General features: G+C 71.4%; 16 protein-coding genes. 8 read left to right on the top strand and 8 right to left on the bottom strand.

What is annotated here, in order from left to right:
• Positions 1-149: 149 nt before the first annotated feature.
• The 6 genes from MZC64_RS15320 (at position 150) to MZC64_RS15345 (ending at position 7560) form a co-directional block, all read left to right on the top strand.
• Entirely contained in the window at positions 150-1268 is a 1119-nt protein-coding gene (locus MZC64_RS15320; protein ID WP_247756449.1) for a ThiF family adenylyltransferase, read from the top strand.
• Between the two features lie 51 nt (positions 1269-1319).
• Positions 1320-2783 carry an IS607 family element RNA-guided endonuclease TnpB gene (tnpB, locus tag MZC64_RS15325; RefSeq protein WP_247797704.1) on the top strand — a complete coding sequence of 488 codons (1464 nt, stop codon included), beginning with the start codon at positions 1320-1322 and terminating at the stop codon, positions 2781-2783.
• Positions 2784-2838: 55 nt separating this feature from the next.
• Entirely contained in the window at positions 2839-4827 is a 1989-nt protein-coding gene (locus tag MZC64_RS48665; RefSeq protein ID WP_247756445.1) for a tetratricopeptide repeat protein, read from the top strand.
• A 165-nt stretch (positions 4828-4992) separates the two neighbouring features.
• The gene (locus tag MZC64_RS15335) at positions 4993-5775 is read left to right on the top strand and encodes a DUF899 family protein (RefSeq protein ID WP_247756443.1); all 783 of its coding nucleotides are present in this window, start codon (positions 4993-4995) and stop codon (positions 5773-5775) included.
• A gap of 74 nt (positions 5776-5849) precedes the next feature.
• The gene (locus MZC64_RS15340; protein WP_247756441.1) at positions 5850-6812 is read left to right on the top strand and encodes a class 1 isoprenoid biosynthesis enzyme; all 963 of its coding nucleotides are present in this window, start codon (positions 5850-5852) and stop codon (positions 6810-6812) included.
• 19 nt (positions 6813-6831) lie between these two features.
• Positions 6832-7560 carry a hypothetical protein gene (locus MZC64_RS15345; protein ID WP_247756439.1) on the top strand — a complete coding sequence of 243 codons (729 nt, stop codon included), beginning with the start codon at positions 6832-6834 and terminating at the stop codon, positions 7558-7560.
• Here MZC64_RS15345 and MZC64_RS15350 read toward each other — a convergent pair.
• From MZC64_RS15350 to MZC64_RS15375, 6 genes are all read right to left on the bottom strand, one after another.
• Positions 7451-9418, bottom strand: coding sequence for an NACHT domain-containing protein (locus MZC64_RS15350; RefSeq protein WP_247756438.1), 1968 nt, complete (start codon positions 9416-9418; stop codon positions 7451-7453). The two genes, MZC64_RS15345 and MZC64_RS15350, sit on opposite strands and share 110 nt — an antisense overlap.
• 50 nt (positions 9419-9468) lie before the next feature.
• Positions 9469-11460 (bottom strand): tetratricopeptide repeat protein, encoded by a 1992-nt coding sequence (locus MZC64_RS15355; RefSeq protein WP_247756436.1) that lies wholly within the window; start codon positions 11458-11460, stop codon positions 9469-9471.
• Positions 11461-11818: 358 nt separating this feature from the next.
• Positions 11819-12715 carry an alpha/beta fold hydrolase gene (locus MZC64_RS15360; RefSeq protein WP_247756435.1) on the bottom strand — a complete coding sequence of 299 codons (897 nt, stop codon included), beginning with the start codon at positions 12713-12715 and terminating at the stop codon, positions 11819-11821.
• Positions 12716-12726: 11 nt separating this feature from the next.
• Positions 12727-14154, bottom strand: coding sequence for an amidase (locus tag MZC64_RS15365; RefSeq protein WP_247756433.1), 1428 nt, complete (start codon positions 14152-14154; stop codon positions 12727-12729).
• On the bottom strand, positions 14151-14720 hold the full coding sequence (locus tag MZC64_RS15370) for a TetR/AcrR family transcriptional regulator (RefSeq protein ID WP_247756432.1): 570 nt from the start codon (positions 14718-14720) through the stop codon (positions 14151-14153). The genes MZC64_RS15365 and MZC64_RS15370 overlap by 4 nt, the downstream gene beginning before the upstream one ends.
• 61 nt (positions 14721-14781) lie before the next feature.
• A complete protein-coding gene (locus MZC64_RS15375; protein WP_247756430.1) occupies positions 14782-16173 on the bottom strand; it encodes an amino acid permease in 1392 nt (463 codons plus the stop codon).
• Between the two features lie 156 nt (positions 16174-16329).
• Here MZC64_RS15375 and MZC64_RS15380 point away from each other — a divergent pair, with 156 nt between their 5' ends.
• A complete protein-coding gene (locus MZC64_RS15380; RefSeq protein WP_247756428.1) occupies positions 16330-16713 on the top strand; it encodes a glycine cleavage system protein H in 384 nt (127 codons plus the stop codon).
• Positions 16714-16741: 28 nt separating this feature from the next.
• Here the strand turns inward: MZC64_RS15380 and MZC64_RS15385 are convergent, their stop codons facing one another.
• The gene (locus tag MZC64_RS15385) at positions 16742-17023 is read right to left on the bottom strand and encodes a DUF3040 domain-containing protein (RefSeq protein WP_247756426.1); all 282 of its coding nucleotides are present in this window, start codon (positions 17021-17023) and stop codon (positions 16742-16744) included.
• A gap of 148 nt (positions 17024-17171) precedes the next feature.
• Here MZC64_RS15385 and MZC64_RS15390 point away from each other — a divergent pair, with 148 nt between their 5' ends.
• Positions 17172-17711, top strand: coding sequence for a DUF2017 family protein (locus MZC64_RS15390; protein WP_247756424.1), 540 nt, complete (start codon positions 17172-17174; stop codon positions 17709-17711).
• Here the strand turns inward: MZC64_RS15390 and MZC64_RS15395 are convergent.
• Entirely contained in the window at positions 17704-20526 is a 2823-nt protein-coding gene (locus MZC64_RS15395) for a helix-turn-helix transcriptional regulator (protein WP_247756422.1), read from the bottom strand. The genes MZC64_RS15390 and MZC64_RS15395 overlap by 8 nt on opposite strands.
• Positions 20527-20802: the final 276 nt, after the last annotated feature.

The following is a 20802-nucleotide window of genomic DNA, read 5'->3' on the forward strand; positions in this document are numbered from 1 at the left end:
TGGATCTTGTCCGGAGTGGTGTCCGCGCCCGCGGGAGAACCTTGCCTCGATCACACGAGGAGGTGTGCGGCCATGGTGGAGATCCGCCGGATCACCAAGAAGATCTTCTGCGACTGGGACGAGCAGGGTTGACCGGGAGAGGGGGACCCGTGCTGCGACCGCGGGTGAAAAGCGAGCACCGGCCGGTCCGCCGCGCCGACGGCCTGGTGCGCATTGGCGGCTCGGTGACCGGGATCGCGGCCGAACTGCCCGATCCGGACGGTTCGGTGTGGACGTTGCTGACGGCCATGGACGGGGGACGGACGATGGACGAGGTGGTCGCGGAGGTGGTGCGGCAGTGTCCACACCGGACCGCGGCGGATGTGCGGCTGGCGATCCGGCAACTCGCTCAGGCCGGGCACCTGGAGGAGGCCGACGAGTCGGTGCCGAATGGGCTCACCGCCCGGGAGCGGGAGCGTTACGGGCGGGGGCGGGCGTTGTTCCGGTGGATGGATCTGACCCCGCGGCTCTCGGCCTGGGACGCGCAGTTGCGGTTGCGGCAGTCCCGGGTGGTGCTGATCGGACTGGGCGGGGTGGGCTGCACGACGGCGCTGGCCCTGGCCGGCTCCGGGGTCGGGCACCTGCACTGCGTGGAACCGGACTTCGTGGAGTTGTCCAACCTGAACCGGCAGGCGCTCTACACCGAGGCCGACATCGGCCACCCCAAGATCGAGGTCGCACTGGCCCGGTTGCGGGCGCACAACTCCGACATCACGGTGACCGGCGAGCGCACCCGCATCGACGGCCCGGCCGCCCTGCGTGAGCTGGCCGGCCGGGCCGAGGTGCTCGTGCTGGCCGCGGACGAACCGGCCGAGATTCGCTCCTGGGCCAACCGGGCCTGCCTGGCCACCGGCACCGCCTGGACGCACGGCGGCTACCACGGCCCCCAGGTCAGCTTCGGCGTCTACCGACCGGATGGTGGCCCCTGCCACGACTGCGTCCTGACCGCCCGCCGCTGCCGCGATGCCACCCACCCGTGGACACCGCTGCCGGTCGGCGCGCAGGTGCACGCGGCCAACGCGGTCTCGGCGGGACTGGCCGGGCAGTTCGTCGCGCATGCCGCGCTCAGCCTGCTCACCGGGGTGCCCGCGCTGCCGGTGAACCGGCGGTACGCCTTGAACCTGGTCACGCTGGAGCACCTGGCGCTGCCCGGTCCGCGGCGGCGTCGGCCGGACTGCCCGGCTTGCGGAAACGGGGCCCCGGACTGCTCGGTGGCGAGTATGCGGTAGTAAGTGATGGAGCACAGGGAGCTAAATAGCCATCGAGGTGGCGGCAACGGCATGAGGAAGTTCCAGCCCCGGCCGGGGTTCGTGGTTCAGGCGTACAAGTACGCCCTGGACCCGACCCCGCGCCAGCAGCGTGACCTGGCACGCCATTGCGGGGCGGCGCGTAAGGCATACAACTGGGCAGTCACGCGGATCAACGCGAACTGGGCGCAGCGCAAGGCTGAACAGTCCTACGGCATCCCTGATGACCAGGCCACCGAGTGGGTCAAGTGGTCGCTGCCCGCGTTGCGCAAGGCATGGAACCAGGTCAAGAGTGAGGTCGCGCCATGGTGGCGAGAGTGCTCCAAAGAGGCCTACAACACCGGCCTGGCCAACGCGAGCGCGGCGTTCACGAACTACACCGCGTCGAAGAACGGCACCCGAGCGGGCAGACGTGTCGGCCGCCCACACCGCAAACGCAAAGGCAACGCGGCACCCTCATGCCGGTTCGCGACCGGTGCCATCCGTGTCGAGCCCGACCGCCACCACGTGACCCTGCCGAGGCTGGGGCTGATCAAGACACACGAGTCCACCCGGAAACTGGGTCGCCGGATCGAGCAGGACACCGCTCGTATCCTGTCCGCGACTGTGCGCTTGGAGGCCGGGCGATGGTCGGTGTCCTTCCACTGCGAGGTCCGGCGCACCGACCCAGCCCCGACCAGGCCAAGGGCGGTGGTCGGCGTGGATTTGGGCATCAATCATCTGGCGGTCCTGTCCGAGCCGGTGCCGGGCGTGTCGGACCAGGACGGGTTTGTCGCGAACCCACAACACCTCACCGGGGCACAATGTGCGCTGCGCCGTGCCTCCCGCAGGGTGTCCCGCCGGTGCGGACCAGATCGGCGCACTGGGCAGAAGCCGTCGAACCGGTGGCGGAAAGCCAATCGGGAACGCAACAAGATCCACCGTCGGGTGGTGAATCTGCGCCGGGACGGGCTGCACAAACTCACCACCGGCCTGGCCATCGCGACCGGCACCGTCGTGATCGAAGACCTCAACGTGGCCGGGATGCTGCGCAACCGCTGCCTGGCCCGTGCCATCGCCGACGCCGGGTTCGGCGAGATCCGACGCCAACTCACCTACAAAACCACCTGGCGGGGCGGAGATCTGCGGGTCGCCGATCGCTGGTTCCCCTCCTCGAAAACCTGCTCGGCCTGCGGCACGGTGAAACCCAAACTGCCGCTGCGGGTCCGGGTGTTCCACTGCGACGGCTGCGACCTGGTCCTGGACCGCGACGTCAACGCCGCGCGTAACCTCGCCTCCCTCGTGGTGGCGTGCACGGCAGGTACCGGAGTGGCCGGAGACCTGACGCCGCGAAGCGTGAACGGACGTGGAGCCGACCGTAAGACCCCGCCTGGCGGGGCAGGTGGCAGTGAAACGTCCACCCCAACTACGTTCGACGGGGACCGTCCGCTGGTAACGGCGGGGCCGCAAGTGATGCACTCACCAAAGTTCACTCACTTCGCAACGGGAACCTGCTGAGCCAAGCGGGTGGCCCCGGCTGCGGTCCACCGGCAACGGGAACACACTGCTAGACGTGGGGTCGAACGAGATCAGTGGCCGGGTGGGCGGCCATGTCGTGCAGGCGGGCACCATCAACCAGGTGGTGCTCAGCCCCGCCGCCGAGCTGCCCGTCCCCCGCCAGCTGCCGCCGTCGGTACGGGATTTCACCGGCCGCACCGGACCCCTGGACACGCTCGACGCGCTGCTGCCCGGCCCGGCCGCGGCCACCGTCATCGCCGTGCTGGACGGCACCGCGGGCGTCGGCAAGACCACCCTGGCCGTGCACTGGGCGCACCGCGTGCAGCCACAGTTCCCGGACGGCACCCTGTTCGCCAATCTCCGGGGTCACGGACCCAGCTCGCCACTGGACCCCCGGCAAGTGCTCGGCTGGTTCCTGGGCGCACTGGGGCTGCCGGACGCACGCATCCCGGCCGAGCTGGACACCCAGACCGCGTTGTACCGGTCGTTGCTGGCCGGGCGGCGGGTGTTGATCGTGCTGGACAACGCGGCCGGCGCGGACCAGGTCCGGCCGCTGCTGCCCGGGGCGCCCGGCTGCCTGGTGCTGGTGACCAGCCGGGCCGGGCTGTCCGACCTGGTCATCGGTGAGGCCGCGGTGCCGGTCACCCTCGATCTGCCCTCCGCCGCGGAGGCCGCCGAACTGGCCTCGCGGTTACTCGGTCCGGTTGCGCCGCAAGGGATCGCGGATCTCGTGCGGGTGTGCGCGCGGTTGCCGCTGGCGCTGCGGGTGGCGGCCAGCCGGGTGCGCCGCCGGGGCGACCTGGACGCGGCGATCGAGGAGATCCGGCGTGATCAACAGAGCGGGGTGCGCACCGTGTTCGACTGGTCCTACCGCCAGCTCACCGCCGGGCAGGCCCGCCTGTTCCGCCGCCTCGGCCTGCACCCGGGCCCGGAGATCAGCGTGCCCGCCGCCGCCGCACTGGCCGCACTCGACCTGACCACCGCGCACCGGTTGCTGGACGAACTCGCCGAGGTCCACCTGGTAGAACCGTTGGGCCCCAAGCGTTATCACCTGCACGACCTGCTGCGCGCATACGCCGCCGAGGTCGCCGAAGCCGAGGATCCGCCCGCCGACCGCGAGCAGGCCGTGCACGCGCTGCTGGAGTGGTACGCGCAGGTCTCGGCCACCGCCGACCAGTTGCTCTTCCCCGGTTTTCCCTTCCTGCCCAAGGACTTCCCCGCCGCCGAGATCCCGTTGACCGACCCCGGGCAGGCCCTGGCCTGGTGCACGACCGAGCGCGCCAACCTGTTCGCCGCCCTCCGGCTCGCGGCCGACCTCGGCGAGCACCGCCTCACCAGGTACCTGGCCTCCACCAGCCGTTTCCGCCTGCGTCTGCCCCGCGATGTGCTGCCGGAGCACGTCGAAGCGCTGTCCCTGGGTATCCAGGCCGAGCCGGACCCCGCCGCCGAGGCGCTGCTGCGGCTGTGGCGGGCGGCCACCTGCCGGATGCTGTGCCGCTGGCCGGAAGCCCAGGCCGACCTCGATCGGTTGCTGGAGCTGGCCGAGCAGCTCGGCAGCGCGCGCTGGCGGGCCTCCGCGCTGTGCGAACTCGGCCTGGGCTGCCTGGAACAGCAGCGGTTCGCGGCCGCCCGCGAGCACTACACCGCCGCGTTGCCACTGGCCAGGACGACCGGCAACCTGCGCCAGGAAGCCGTGGCCGAGGGCAACCTCAGCACGATCTGCACCCGCCTGGGTGAGTTCGAGGAGGCCCTCGGGCACGCCGAACGCGAACTGGACCTGCGCCGCGCGGCCGGTGACCGCTCCGGACAAGCCTGGGCCTGGCTGGACGCGGCGCTGGCCTGGCAGGGCCTCGGCGAGCACGACACCGCGATCCGGTTGAGCCAGGAAGCGATCCAGGGCTACCAGGACCTCGGGCGCGGCGGCGAGCCCCTGGCCATGTGTCTGGAGACCCTGGCGGAGTCGTTGGCGCACACCGGCAATCCAGCCCAGGCCGCGCGGTGCCGGGGCGAGGCGGCGGCGATCCGGGACGAGTTGGGGCTGTGACCGGTCTGCCGCGATGAGTTCCGGCCGCGGCGCGAGTCTGTCCTGGTGACCCACGCAAGTTCCGTACCACTTGGCCCAACTCGTACGCCCACTTGTGCCAAACCGGCGTACCAGTTGGCCCAACTCGCCGGCAGAGCCGTCACACCAGACCGCACGGAGGACACCATGACCACCACGCCAGAGCACTCGACCACCGCGTTGCCCGGCCGCCCGCCGATCGTCGACCAGGCCACCTGGCAGGCCGCCAGGGACGAGTTGCTGGTCCGGGAGAAGGCGCACACCCGCGCGGGCGACGCGCTGGCCGCGGCCCGCCGGCGGTTGCCGATGGTGGAGTTGGACGGCACGGTCGAGGTGGTCGGACCCAACGGCCCGGTCGAGTTCCTGGACCTGTTCGAGGGCCGTGAGGAACTTGTGGTCTACCAGCACATGTGGCATGACGGGGCGCCGCACCAGGGGCAGTGCGAGGGCTGCACCACCACGGCCTGGCACCTCCAGGACGCCTCCTACCTCAACGCCCGCGGCGTCTCCTTCGCCATCCTGACCGAGGGCCGCTGGGACGAGGTGGCTCCGTTCGTCGAGTTCATGGGCTACACCGAGCCCTGGTACTCGGTGCGCGGCCTGGCCGGGCCGGTCGGCGGCGAGATGGGTTACCTGGTCTGCTTCCTGCGCGTGGGCGACCGGGTGTTCCGCACCTATTCGTGCACCGCCCGCGGCAACGAGACGGTCAATGCCGCCCTCGGCCTGCTCGACCTGACCCCCTACGGCCGCGGCGAGGCGTGGGAGGACAACCCCGAGGGCTGGCCCGAGGGACGGCACTCCTGCTGGTCCTGGCGTACGGACGCGGACGGGAATTCCACCTGGGGCCCGACCGGTCGCCCGGTGCCGCAGTGGACCCGGCCCGGCGCGACCCCGGTGGAAACCCTCGGTCGGCAGGGCCACTGCCACTGACGCCACCGGTAACCTCCGAGGAGGCAGGGCGGAACCTCGGCGAGAGGATCACGGAGATTCACGCGACGGCTGGCGTGGCGCGGGCAGGTCTGCTCGCCGATCTCGGCGCGCTGCTCCGGTGGACCAGGTTCGCCGGGCGCATCCCCCGGGTGCCCGCCCGCGCCGCCGAGTACGCCGGCCAGTACGACCGGGTGATCGCGCCCATCATGGAGTCCACTGTGGACAGTGCGCGGCGGGAGCGGATCGGCCGGGCGCTCAAGGCGGCCAGTGTGAAGCTGGGGTTCCTGCTCGGCGGGTACGCGGCCATGGCGGGGTTGCCGCTGCGCAGTGACCTTGCTGCCCTCAGCGGGGCGGTGACCAGGGCCTATGACGACCTGATCGACGACTTCGGCAGCCCTGAACTGGATCGCCGCCTGGCGGAGTTGTTCCGGGGCGGGGACTTCCAGCCTGCCGGGGACCTGGAACGGCTCTTCCACGGGCTGTTCCGCGAGGTCGAGCGGCGGCTCGGCCGGGACCGGGGCGATCCGATCTTCACCGCGTTGCGCGAGCTGCACGGATGCCAGGTCGAGTCCCGGCTGCGCCAGGGCGATCCGGCCATCCCGGCCGCCGAGCTGGCCCGGATCACCGCGGGCAAGGGCGGTTTCGGCACCGTAGTGCTGTTCGCGCTGGTCAAGCCAGGAATGCCGGAGCGTGAGCTGGCGCTGGTGCACGAGTTGGGCGGGGTGCTGCAACAGCTCGACGACTACCAGGACGTCGAACTCGACCGCCGGGCAGGCGTGGTCACCGCCGCCACCCGCGACGGCCTGACCCTGGCCCAGGTCTGCACCGGACTGCGTGCGCTGGCGCCCCGGTTGTACGCGCACTACGGCCGGGTGCGCCCGCTGTACGCGGTGGTCTACGCCTACCTGTGGGCCTCCTTCCTGCGCCGCCATCTGCCCCGCCTGGGCAGTGGCGGCGGCACTCCGCGCGGCCCGCTGGGTTTCCTGCTGCGGCCCGGCGACAACCTGGTGCAACCGGCAGCACACCGGCGGCGATGACTTGTCCAGGAGCGTGCGGGTGGAGGATGGTGGTGCGGTGGCCGCGCCAAGCTCCCACGACCGCGATCTGCCGCGTCCCGACCTGGTGACGCCGCTGGTGGCCCGGTCGAGCGTGCTCGCCCGCGGCCTGAGCGCGCCGCGCGAGCCGGCCTTCGGCGCCGCGCACACCCAGACGCTGTGGCTGGTGCTGGCCGCGCTGGCGGTGCTGGCACTGGGCCAGTGGGCGGTGCTGCCGCCGCTGCGCGGACCGGTCACCGCGGCCGGGGTGGCCCTGGCCGTGTACGCGGCCGCGCGCACCGGCTACCTGGTCTGGCTGGAGCGGCGGCAACTCGCCTTCGAACCGGCCTGGCTGGCCGAACGCTCGGCCTGGCTGCGCGACGGCGAGTTCGAGGTCCTCCGCTGCCTGGTCGACGGCCAGCTCCGCCAGCTCACCGAAGCAGACCTCGACCAGGCGCACTGGGTGCAACTCGACTTCACCCATCCCCCGGCCGGGATCGAGCGAATCCGCTTGCGCGCCAAGGATGTGCGCATCGAGACCCGCCCCGGCGGCACACCGACGGTCCGCTTCCCGGAGGCCCGCTACGGGTTGCAGCCCTCGGCCCGGACCACGTTCTGGCGACTGGGCGCCAGCGCGGTGCTCACCCTCGCCCGGCCAGCCGGTCCCGCAGCAACTCGTGCCGGAACTGGTAACTCGCCCCGGCCAGCCGCAACACACCCAGCCGGTGCGCGTCGTCCAGGAACCGCATAAGCCGCAACGGTGTCCGCCCGCGCAGCCAGAACCACACCCGCGTGGTCCGGAACCGCCCGGCCGCACTGGTCGCCAGCACGGTCAGCCCCAGCCCACCGGCGCCCAGCACCGCGCCGACCCCCGCGCCCAGCAACCCGATCAGCACCGGACTGCTGACCGGCACCGCCAGCCCGAGTCCGGCCACCCCCACCACTCCGGCCAGGAATCCCCCGGTCAGACATCCCAGCACGGCACCCAGCCCCGCCGCGTACACCGCCGAGAGCTGATCCCCGCGCAACACACTCGCCGGCGTGACCGCCTCCGCCGGTTCGGTCGGCTCGGTAAACCGCCGCACCACCCCAAAAGCGAGCCCGAACACCGACCCGATCACCAGCCCGTACACCCCGCCGTACACCACCCCCACCGCGATCCCCCCGGCAATCGCGCCCACCAAACCAAAAACCAGATCCCGCCCCAACTCGTGCCGCCGCAACAACCTCGGCACGAACCGCCGCGGCGCCTCCGCCCGCAACAACCCCAGCAAGGCTCCGCCACCGGCGCCGATCGCCAGTCCCAGCAACGCCCCCAGCCCCGGCCGCCCGAACAACCCCAGTAACAGCAACCCCAACGGCGTCGCCGCGAATCCGCCCACCAGCGCGCCACTGACCAGGAACACCGGCCGCGGCACCCGTAACCACAATCGCCACCAGTCCAGTTCCCGCTCACCCGTGCGGGCCAGGTAGGACAGCCATCGCTCGGCCTTGACCGGATCCCACCGCCCCACCGGATCCACCTCATTCGACAGCGGCGAGGGCGGCCGGGTCGCGAAAGCCTGACTGGTGAACTCATCCAGCAACCGAGCCGCCACTCCCTCCGCACTGGCCAGGGCCAGCAGGTCACCCGGATCCGTCCCCGGATCGCGATAGGCGGTGCGCGCCAACGACACCATCAACGGTGTCCGCAACGCCCGCGCCAACGGATCCGCCGAGGCGTCCACCAACCGGTCCAGCACCGGCTCCCACAGTTCGAGGCGGGCCCGCGGCGTCGAGTCGAGCAGGTAGCCCGCGATCGCCTCCTCCGCCAACGGCAACAACTCCACCACCTGGGACTCCCGCACCGCCCCACCCGCGTTGGCCGCCGCGAACTCCGCACTCCGGCAGGTCAGCACCAACGGCTCCTGCTGCCCGAGATCCTTGTCCAGGGCCCGCAAAGCCACCTCCCGCAACTCCGCGGGCAGTTCGTCCAGGCCGTCCAACACCGGCAGAATCCGCCCCAGTCCCAGCAAATCCCGGGCCGCCGTCATCCCAAACCGCGACTCATTCCCCAGGAACGGATAGGCCGACACCAACGACCGCAACAACCAGGCATCCAGGTTCTCCGCCGGATGCCACCCGGAAACCTGCAACAACACCGGCGTCCGCCCAGGATCCCCCCGCCGCAACAACTCCAGGATCAACAACAGACAGAACCCGGTCTTCCCCGCCCCCGGTTCCCCGATCACCACCAACCGCCGCGGCGCGTCGCCAAACCCGGAAATCAACTCCCCCAGATCAACCGACCCCGACTCTCCCAGCCCCCGGCACCGCACCGGCAACCGATCCCCGTCCTCCAGCATCCGCCGCCGAGCCTCCGCCGCCCACTGCCGCCGCACCTCGAACCCGAGCGCATCGGCGGCGGACTGGAGCTGCTCGGGCGTGCTGGGCTGGCTACCGGGGCGCCAGCGAGTGGCGACCAGGAGCTGTGCCACGGCGGCACCGCCGGAGAGCAGGGTGAGCAGGGTGGTCGCGTTGGACGCGCCGTACCGGACCCACATCACGGTGAGGCCCAGTACCAGCACACCCCATACGGCTATCTGGGCCAGCGTCGCGCGTCGGGTCACGAGTCCATTCAACCCTCGCGGTATGTGCCTGGGGGATCACATTCAGTCAACTATTGCGCTGCCGGCCACCCACTGTCGGCGTCATCCTCCAGGTGTTCGGCCAGCCGGGCGAGGGCCCGCTTGCGGCCGTACAGGTTCCCGCGCAGGCCATGCAGCTCGATCGCCCGCCGGAAGGCCGCCTCGGCATCGCTGCGCCGTCCCAGGTCGTGGTACAGGCAACCCAGCTCATCATGGGTCCATGCCTCCCCGTCGAGATCACCGATCTCGATCCTGATCTCCAGCGCGGCGCGCAGCTGTTCCAGCGCCCGCTGGGACTTGCCCTGCCAACGGCGAATCGACCCGAGGTTGCACAGCACCCACGCCTCGGTGTGCCGGTCCCCGCACTCCCTGACCCGCACCAGGCTCCGACGCAGGCAACCCAGTGCGTGCCGAGGCCGTCCGACGTAGAAGTAGCTCATCGCGAGATTGCTCAACACCATGCCCTGCAACCGACGGTCCCCGACCCGCTGGAACTCGCCGAGCGCCAAGTCCCCGTAGCTGATCGCACGCCAGTGGTTTTGCCAGTAGCGGCACGCACTGCCGAGTCCGTAGTGCATGAGTGCGAGCCCCATCGTGCTGCGGTCCTCGGCCGCGGCAAACTGGCCCAGGTCATGGGTGCGGATCCAACTCGACTCGTGTTTGGTCAGACTGAGGAAACCGTGCAGGGCCGCGATTGTCTGCCAGGCCAGATCCGGCCGACCGAGTTCACACGCCTGTGCCAGGCAGGAAACGATGCTCTCCAACTCCAGCTCGCACCAGGACCTCGCCTGCACCTGGTCCACGAATTCCGTGGGGTAACCGATGCGCAGGTCCGGATGCCCGCGAGGACGGTGCGGTGCCAGCAGGTGGTCGGCCTGGTCTGCCATTGCCGCATACCAGCGAACCAGTCGCACGACGGCCGCCGCCCGTTCCTCGCTCAGGTCGACCTGCTCAGCCTGCCGTCGGGCGAACGCGCGGAGCAGGTCGTGGCACCGGTACCGGTTGCGCCGGAACTCCTCCAGCAGGTGCGAGGAGACCAACTCGCTCAACGCCACCCGAGTCTCTGCCGCCGTCATCCCTGCCAGCGCGGCGGCCGCACCCGCGCTGAGGTCAGCGCACCGGTGCACCCCGAGCAGACGGAACATCCGGGCACTCGCCGGCGGCAATGCCCGGTAGGACAATGCGATCGCCGGCCCCACGGCCAGGTACTCGTCCCCGGCCAGAGCCAGTGCGTCCAGCGGCTGCTCGTCCAGCTCCGCCGCCAGGTCGGCCAGGGTGTCGTGTTCGCGGTGCCGGATCCGTTCCGCCGCAATGCACAACGCCAACGGCAACCGCGCACACTGCTCGGTAATCCGCATCGCAGTCGCTCGATCCCGGTCCACCCGGCCCGCGATCACCTCACGCAGCAACGAGATCGCCTCATCCGGCGAGAACATGCCCAGCGACAGGTGCTCGGCGTCCAAACCCAGCAACCGGATCCGGCTGGTCAGCAATACCCGGCTGTGCGGCCCAGCGGGCAGCAGCGGGCGGACCTGGGCTGCCGTGCCGACGTTGTCCAGCAACACCAGCACGCGCCGATCCGCCGTGCGGGTGCGGAATTCGGCGGCGCGGCCGTCCAGGCTGGCGGGCATGGCCTCCGGGGCAAGGCCGAGGGCCAGCAGGAAGCGTTCCAGGACGTCGGCCGGGGCGATCTTGGTGTCGTCCAGGTCGAAGCCGTGCAGGTTGGCGTAGAGCTGGCCGTCCGAGAACTCCGCACCGTGCTGGTGGGACCAGCGCAGGGCGAGAGTGGTCTTGCCGACGCCCGCGGTGCCGGTCACCAGCACCGGGGCTGACCTGGTCAGCAGGTCGTCCAGGGTGGCCAGTTCGGGAGCGCGGCCGGTGAAGTTGGCGGCGGGGCTGGGGAGTTGCCTGGGTATCGGGGGCGGGGGCAGGCGCAGGTCGATGGAACGGGCCTGTACCACCGTTCCGTGCACCGTGCCGTACACCGAATTCTCGGTACCGGGCCGCTCCTGCCTCCCCTGCATCCGTTCATGGTCCCGCTTCGCGCGCGCCGGGCACATGTCCAGACAAAAGACGAGCCGTCATCTTCCGGAATCAGGTGCGAGCGAAAAACAGGTACCGGCCGGCGCGGCTACAGCCGCACTCGGGTGACCATGCGTTGAAGTCTCCCCACTGCTGGCGAAAGCCCAGACAACTTCCCCCGAAAAAGTGCGGCATGACCACCGGTCAACCACATCAATGACCGTATACGAGAAGACGTGGATCGGGAAAAACTCCGAATCAGCCAACCGCACGGCGTTCGACAACGCGATATTCGGAAAAGGGACTACCGGCAAGGTACTTTCGGACACTTCACTCCGAACGACGCAGTGGGCCAGGGACTCAGCGGACCCCTGTCACGGCGTCGACCACCCCCAGCACGGCCTCCCGCACGGCGGCGGGGCATTCCTGCGGGATGAGGTGCCCCGCCTGCTCGACTACCACGACTTTTCCCTGTGGCACCAACGACATCAGCTCAGCCGCGACCCGGTTCAGCTCCGGCCGGACCGTGGCCATCCCGCGGTCGATCCGCCCGCCCTGCAGGCACACCGTGGGCACCGCGGGCGTGCCCGTGTCCTGGAGGCGTTGCAGCACCGGGAGCGCGGGCGGGATCTGCCTGGCCTCGCGGGCGCCGGCCCGCATGGCACGGCTGGAGGCGTAGTCGCGCCGGATGATCGCCAGGTCGGACTGGCTGATCTCCGCGGATGTGCCGTGTGGCAAGGAAAGCCGCATGATCAGGCGTCCGCCGCCGAGGCGCGCCAGCACCGACATGAGCTGGAAGGACCGGCGAATCCGGCCGGCGTGTTCCGGTGGGATGACCCCGGCGAGGGTGGCGTCGACGAAGACCAGTCCGGCGACCCGCTCCGGGTGCCGGTCGGCGAACAGCCGGATGATGGGTCCACCCCAGCTGTGCCCGACCAGGACGACGGGAGCGGACTCGCCCAGGAGATCGAGCAGGGCGGTGAGGTCGTCGACGATGCGTTCGAGGGTCCGGTTGTGCGGGTCGAGGTCGCTGCCGCCGTAGCCCGCCCGGTCGTAGGACAGGGTCCGGCAGCGAGCGCTGATCTCGCGCTGGGTATGGATCCAGGACGCGGCGGGCGCGCTCATCCCGGCTTCGAAGACGACCAGCGGTCCGGGGCCCTCGCCCGCCACCACAGTGCGGAGTGCGCGGCCATCGGGCAGTACGATCCTGCCTTCGGTGAGGCCGGGTCCGGGGTCCAGGGGGCGGTTGTGGGGCATGGGGCGGCCTTTCACTGGTGCCAGCAGGGCGGGTGGACGTCCGCCCACGGGGCCGCGTCCTCAAGTTGGGCGGCCAGTGCGAGGAGTTCGACGTCCTGTCGCGGCCTGCCCACGAGCTGCACGCCGTGCGGCAGGCCGTCACCGTCCACATGCGACGGTAGGGACAGCGCGGGCTGGCCGGTGAGGTTCACCCAAGGCGTGTAACAGGACCAGCCGAGCATCAGGTCCGCCTCGCCGTCGACCCCGTTGGCGAAGTAGTGGCCGATCGGGACCGGCGGGCCGTTGGTGGTGGGGGTCAGGGCGAGGTCGAATTCGTCGAGTGCGGCCAGGAAGGTGCTGGCATACCGGGCGAGCACGGTCTGGGCCGTGACGACCTCGGCCGCGGTCATGGTCTCGGCGGCGGCGATGAGGTGCTGGGTGTAGGGCTGGAACAGGTGCTGCCGGTCCGCGGGGACCAGGGTCGGGGCGGTGGTGCCGAGGGAGAACACGAACAGGTCCTTGAGCGCTTGCCGCACCGGCCCGTCGCAGCCCGCCGGGATCGCGATCTCCCGCACCTCGTGGCCAAGTTCGCCGAGCAGGGCGGCCATCCGCTGCACCGCCCGCACCGACTCTGGATGTGCTGCCACGCCGTCAAGTCCGGTCTCGGTCCACATCGCGATCTTGTACGGACGAGCGGGTGGCCTGGTGGCGGTGGCAGCGAAGCTGGTCGTGGGTCGCCAGCCGTACAGGTCGCCCGGCGATGGCTGGGCCAGCACGTCCAGTAATAGCGCCGCGTCCCGCACTGTCCGGGCGATCGGCCCCTCGATGCCCGTGCTGAGGAAGGAACTCGCCGGCGCCGGACTCACCAGGCCCCGGCTGGGTTTCACACCGACCAGGTGGCAGGTCGCCGCCGGAGTGCGGGTCGAACCCGCGCCGTCACCGGCATGGGCCACCGGCAACAGTCCGGCGGCGACCGCGGCGGCCGCGCCACCGCTGGACCCGCTGGCGTAACGGCCCGGGTCATACGGCGTGACAGCTGGTCGCGCGGTCACGTCATTCTCGGTGTAGCAGGCCGCGCCGAACTCCGGGGTGTTCGTCTTGCCGAGGATCACCGCGCCCGCCTGCCGGAGCAGTCCCACCGACCAGGCGTCCTCGGCAGGCACGTGCTCGGCCAGCGCGGCCGACCCGAACGTGGTCCGGATGCCCGCGGTCGCGTACAGATCCTTCAGCCCGAGCGGCAGCCCGCACAGCGGCGACCACTCGCCGCGGGCCAGGCGTTCGTCCGCGCGGGCGGCATCCTGGCGGGCGAGTTCCGGGGTGACGGTGACGAAGGCGCCGAGCCCGGCGTCCAGGCGGTCGATGCGCGCCAGGTAGTGCTCGGTGAGTTCGCGGGAGCTGATCTCGCCCGCGCGCAGGGCGTCCAGCTGGGCCACCGCGGACAGCTCGTGCGGCTGGCTCATGGCGTCACCATGGTCCCGGTGAGCAGGCGGTGTGCCGTGCCGGTGATCGTGTCCAGGTAGTCGGGGGTGAAGCCCGCGCGCCCGATCAGCCTGCGGTGCATCAGCGCGCCTTCGATCAGGTCCGCGACCAGGTCCACGTGCGGCGCCACCTCGATCTCGCCCCGTGCCACGGCCCGGTCCAGTGCGTTCCGCAGTGGCTGGATCCGTCCCGAGGCCATCGTGAGGAACCTGGTTTCGGCGCCGTCGCGCAGCTCGCCCAGCAGCCCGACCAGCCCGTCGATCCACGGGGCGGACCAGGCCGCCGCCAGGTCGTCGACGTAGGCCCGCAGGTCGGCGCGCAGGGAGCCGGCGTTGAACTCGCGCACCGGCGGCAGGTGCGCGGCGAGCGCGTCGGTGGCCAGCTCCGCCTTGGTGGCCCACCGGCGGTACACGTCGCTGCGGTGCGCCTGCGCCTGGGTCGCGACCTTGGTCATGGTCAGGGCGTCATAGCCCTTGCTGGTCAGCAGCTCCCACGCCGCCGTCAGCAACCGGTGCTCAAGATCGAGATCCCGTGGTCGGCCCGCCATCACGCCCGCACACCCCCATTACGCTACGACTTGTAGCGGAAACGGTAGGGGTCGCGGGGCCTCAGGTCAACCGGTCACGGCGGCGGACCACTCGCCAGCCCAGCCACAGGGCCAGGGCGACCACCGGGATCGAGTACACCGCGTACCGCTCCACCCCGTCGCTGAACCCCATGTACCCCAGCAGGAAACCCAGGAAAGCCAACGTGATCCACCCCGAGTACGGCGCGCCCGGCATCCGGTACAGCGGCCGGCGGACCTCTCCGCGCAGTGCCGCGCGCCGCAGCCGGAGCTGGCACCACAGCAGCGTGCCCCAGGTGGAGATCACGCCCAGCGAGGCGATGGCGACGGCGAGGTCGAATGCCTGTTGCGGGACGAGGTAGTTGAGCAGCACGCCGATGCCGAAGGTGGCTCCGGTGAACAGGACTCCGCCGACCGGGACCTGGCGGGCCGAGAGCCGGGCGGTGAAGTGCGGGGCTTCGCCTTGCTGGGCAAGGGAACGCAGGATGCGGCCGGTGGAGTACAGGCCGGAGTTGCAGGAGGACAGGGCGGCGGTGAGGACCACCGCGTTCATCACGTCGCCGATGATGGGCACGCCCAGGCGAGAAAAGACCGTGACGAAGGGGCTTTCCGCGCCGGAGTAGGCCGTCCAGGGCAGGACCATGACCAGGAGCAGGACCGAGCCGACGTAGAAGACGCTGATCCGCCAGACCACGCCGTTGATGGCCTTGGGCAGGACGGTGGCGGGGTTGGCGGTCTCGCCGGCGGTGATGCCGACCAGTTCGATCGCGGAGTAGGCGAAGATCACCGACTGCATGGTGAGCAGGACCGCGCCCAGGCCGAAGGGGAACAGGCCGCCGTGGGCGGTCAGGTTGGCCACTCCGGCGGACATTCCGCCGCCCATGTCGGCGGCGCCGATCACCAGTGCGGCGCCGACGGCCAGGAAGATCAGGATGGCCAGGACCTTGATGAGCGCGAACCAGAACTCCAGTTCGCCGAACAGTTTCACCGACACCAGGTTCACTACCAGCAAAACGGCCAATGCTACTAACGCAGTCACCCATTGCGGTACTTCTGGCAGCCAGCGCTGGAGGTAGATGGCCACCGCGGTGATCTCCGCGATGCCGGTCATCGCCCAGCTCGCCCAGTACAGCCAGCCGCTGGCGAAGCCGGCCCACGGTCCCACGAACTCCCGGGCGTAGGCCACGAAACTGGCCGCCACCGGCCGGTGCGTGACCAGCTCGCCCAGTGCCCGCATCACGAAGAAGGCCGCGATCCCGCACACCGCGTAGACCAGCACCAACGCCGGTCCGGCCTGGCTGAGCGTGCCGCCGGCGCCCAGGAAAAGGCCGACTCCGATGGCCCCGCCCAGGGCGATCATCTGCACCTGGCGGTTGCCCAGCGACTTGGCGTAGCCCTCGTCCTCGGTCGCCGCGGCGGCCCGCGCTGGCTCCATGGCAGTGACCCCTCCGACTCGGCACGCCATGGCGGAGCGGCACCCCATTAACAATTCAACAACGTCCGTACGCTAGCGAAGGATGCGATGGACTTTCGGGCAAGATGGAGCCAGGGCAGGCAGCGTCGCCGACTCACTGGAGAAGAATTGGCCGACATGATCGTCAGCTTCGAGGGACTCCAGTTCACCGCCGATCACAACTGGGTTCGTTTCGGTGGCGATACCGCGCGGATCGGGATCACCGCGTGTTTCGCCGAGCGGCTGACCGGGTTACGTGAGGTGCGGCTGCCCCGGCCCGGCGACCGGGTCCAGCACCTGGCCCCGTGCGGGCTGCTCGCCACCAGCTGCTGGACCGGCGATCTGTTCACCCCGGTGACCGGCGTGGTGACCGCGGTGAACCAGCGGGTAATCGACGACCCCGAACTGGTGCGCGGCGATCCCTACGGTGCGGGCTGGCTGTTCGAGGCCGATCTGGAGGACCAGCCGGGGCGACTGCTCGACGGGCTGAGCTATCTGGAGCTGACCAGCCAGCACACCTGAGCCCAGCGCGACTGTCCACAGTGGACTATCAGCGGTGCAACCGTTTCCAGGTGAACCAGGTCAGCACGCTCACGCTGATCACCGCGCCCAGCACGATCAACTCGGTCCAGGCCCCGGACACGCCGATCACCAGCACGGTCAGGCCCAGCGCGTACGCGCCGAGCACGCCCAGCAGGGCCAGCACCGCCTGCCGGTTGCGCAGGGACGGCGAACTCAGTCCCAGGAACCGTTCCGCCAGCCGGGGATCCTCCTCGGCCAGCCTCCGCTCGATTTCGGCCAGTGCGCGTTGCTCGTGATCTCGTAGTGCCATCTCCGGCCTCCGCCCGTGTGCCCTCACGGGTACTACCTCGATCAGCGCTCAGTATCCACCCGGATCAGCCGGTCGGGTAGCTCCCACGCCCTGCCGGGGGACACGAACCGGTAGGCTGCGCGCTCTGGCGAGGATGGGGGTGGCGGCGGTGATCCGCTGGGCACGGGCCGGCGCCTGCTTCGCCGGTCACGGTCAGCCGCACCGGATCCGCTGGTTGCGCGCCCGGCTCGGCGAGCTGGCCCAGTTGATCGACTGGCGCACCGCCCAGTACTCCACCGGCTATCCGCTCGGCGAACTGCTGGGTATGCCGTTGCCGCCGGAGTTGCCCAGCGAACCGGTGCTGGGCACGTTGCTGCGCGCGGCGTTGCTGGACCGGGACGATCCCGCCGAGATCCAGTTGTGGTGGGAGCCGGACTTCCTGGCCGAGCTGCGCGCGGGGGTCACCAGCACTCTGGCCACCCTGGACGAGTCCACCGGGATGATCTCGCTGCCGGCCGATCCGGCCGCGGTGCGTGGCTGGAGTTCGGTGCTGCTGCACCTGCGCATCGCCTACACCGCGACCTGGGCGCCCGAACTGCTCACCACCGGCGAGCTGCCCGACGCGCCTGCGGACCGCCAGCTCACCTACCAGCACGCGGCCTGGCTGTGGGACGCGGTGAACACGCTGCACGCCTTCGCGGTCAACTGACCCCGCGGTGCAGGTGCGCCACCAGCGCGGAGCGGCGCGGCACGCCGAGCTTGCGGTAGACCCGGGCCAGGTGGGTCTCCACGGTGCGTTCGGACAGGAACAGCCGGGTGGCGATGGCCTTGTTGGTCAGCCCCTCCCCCGCCAGCGCGGCGACCTCGGACTCCCGCCGGGTCAGATCGCCCGGTGCGCTGTGCGCAGGGCCGGGGCCGGCCGGGACGCGGCGCAGGCCGAGGCGGCGCTGCTGCCGGGTGGTCTCCTTGAGCAGCAGGTCCGCACCCGCGCCGGTGAACAGGGCGGCGGCCCGGTCGAGTTCGACCAGCGCGCGCTCCCGGTTGCCCGCCTCGGCCCAGCCGGTGCCGGCGAGCAACCGCGCCCGCCCGTTCTGCACCAGGTCGCCCGCGGCGTGGAAGCTGCGGGCGGCGGTGACCGCGGTGTGCGCGGCGGCCCGGCCGTCGGCCTCGGCCAGCTGCACCCTGGCGCGGGCCAGTAGCGCGAATCCCCAGCCACGCGGCCGGTTCTGCTCGGCGGTGGACTCGGCGCGCTCGACCCAGTCGCAGGCTTCGATGAGCGCGCCGCGGGCCAGCGCGGCCTCGGTCAGCGTCTCGTAGTGCTCGGGCCGGTAGGCGTGCAGCAGACCGGGTAGTTCGGGTCCGCCCAGGGCCTGGACCTCGGCGCGGAAGTCGGCGGGTTCGCCCAGGGCGAGCCGGGCGGCGGTGCGGCGGAACAGCACCCAGGCGCCGAGCTGGAAATCGCTGTCGTAGACATCCGGGTGCACCTCGGCCGCCTCGGCGCGGGCCGCCTCGACGCCGCCGCGCCAGCGCGCGATGGTCAGCGACTCGGTCAGCCCGATCAGGTAAGGCGGCAGCGCGCCGACCAGCCGGGCCGCCTCGATCGCGTCCCGCACCGTGATCGCCGCCTCCGGCAGCCTGCCCAGCGCGGACAGCGACACCGCGCGCGGGGTGAGGAACTCGCAGATCAGCAGGTGCTGGTGACGTTGCCGGGCCAGGTGCAGGCCGCGGTCGAGGTGGCGCACCGCGTCGGCGTGCCGGTCGTGGGTCTGCTCGGCCATGGCCACCCACATCAGCGTGTTCCACAGCGGCAGCACCTGGGCGTCGGGCAGTTTGTCCAGTGCGGTGGCGGCCATGTCCAGGTTGGCCCTGGCCTCCGCGCCGCCGTCGGGTGGGGCGAAGAGCACGGCCATCGCGCGCGCGGCGATCTGCAGTGACGGGTCCTTGCACCAGATCGCGGCGGCCCAGCCGAGCCGGGTGGCGGCCAGCGCGGACTGGTAGCCGCCGCGGCGGAACTCGATCAGGCCCCTGGTCAGCCACAGCACCGCGCCCGCGGCGGTGTCGGTCATCGGGGCCCGGTCCAGTTCGCGGCGGACCAGGATTTCGGAGTCGGCGAGCTGGCCGCGCCATCGGTGCAGCAGGGCGCAGCGGCCGACGGCGGTCTGCCGCAGGTCGTCGTCGCCGGGGGTGCGGGCCAGGATGTCGTGCAGGACGCTCAGCGCCTCCTCCACGTTGCCGGTCAGCGCGATGCTGGTGGCATAGCCCAGTTGCAGTCGCAGCCGGGGCAGGCCGGCGTTCTCGGGGGTGAGCCGGAGCGCGGCGCGGTGCAGGCCGGCGGCCGCGGCCGGGGCGTGCAGTTGCAGGTTCTCCGCGGCGCGGGTGAGCACCTCGATGGCCGAGTCGTCGCCGATCTCGCCGCAGCGGGCCAGGTGCGGGGCGAGCTGGGTGGCCGGGGCGCCGCGGGCGCGCAGCAGGTCGGCGACCCTGCGGTGCGCGGTGGACTGCCAGAGCGGGCTGGCCGACTCGTACACCGCGGCCCGCAGCAGCGGGTGCCGGAAGGTGACCACCCGCTCAGGACCGTTGGCGCGCAACAGGTCCGCCGCGATCAGTTGCTGTGCGGCGGCGAGGGTCTCGGCCAGGCCGAGGCCGGCCGCGGCGGCGACCAGGTCCGGCTCGATCGGTTCGCCGATCACCGCGGCGGCCTTGGCGACCAGGCGGACCTGTTCGGGCAGCCGGGTGAATTCGGCCAGCAGCGCGGTTTTCGCCGGGGCCGGAACGGCTTCGGCGAGCTGGTGCGGGTGCAGTGCCGAGGCCGGGGCGCGGGCCAGCGCTTCGAGGTAGAGCGGGTTGCCGCCGCTGGCCTGGTGCAGGGCGGCGGCGCGCAGTCCGCCGACGCCGGGTCCGAGCAACCGCCGGGCCTCGGCGAGTTCGAGGGGTCCCAGTTCGATCCGCCGGGAGCTGCCCGCGGGGACCGCGCGGGTGAGCACCGCGGCCACCGCGCTGGGCAGCTGCCGTGGCCGGTAGGCGGCGATGAGCAGCACCGGCGCGCGCGGCGGCTGGCGGAGCAGCTGGGCGAGCAGTTCGGCCGAGGCGGGGTCGCACCAGTGCACGTCGTCGAGCACCAGCACCAGGCCGCGGTGCTCGGCGAGCAGTTCCAGTGCCCTGATCACCGCGCGGTGCAGCACGAACCGTTCCGCGTCCAGGTCGAACCGGTCGGAGTCGTGGCCTGCGCAGGCGGGGAAGACCGCGGCCAGCCGGGTGCGCAGGGCCGCGGGCAGCACGTGGTCGGCCAGCAGCGGGTCGAGGGCCTCGACGAACATGCCGAAGGCCGGGCGCGGTTCGAACTCGACGCCGCGGCCCCAGCCGAGCAGCCGCCGCCCGGTCGCCTCGCGCAGCTCCTCCAGCAGCCTGGTCTTGCCCAGGCCGGGTTCGCCCACCACCTCGGCCACGGTCAGCCCGCCCGCGGCCGGTCGGCCGAGCAGCCGGGTCAACTGCCGAAGCTGGGTCTCCCGGCCCACCAATGGCATCCTGCTCCCCCTTGCCAGTGCTTCCCCCACGGCGACGTTGCCAGTCCGGTTCACCGCGGGGCAACTCGACGATCACGTGCACAGACAACTGGATCGCGGATCGGCGCCAATCCTGCCTGACCACTCGGGCAGCCGGCCTGCCCTTCGGGGCAACGGGGCCCGGCCATCCGGGTGAACATCGACGTTCACCTCAACGGAGCAGCCCCGGCGTATTTCCGGTCCAGCGCGGCGATCATGCGGCGACCACGGCCCATCAGAGTCCACAGTGGACACACG

It is taken from the genome of Crossiella sp. S99.2, from assembly GCF_023094165.1.
In the GTDB taxonomy this organism is placed as follows: Bacteria; Actinomycetota; Actinomycetes; order Mycobacteriales; family Pseudonocardiaceae; genus Crossiella.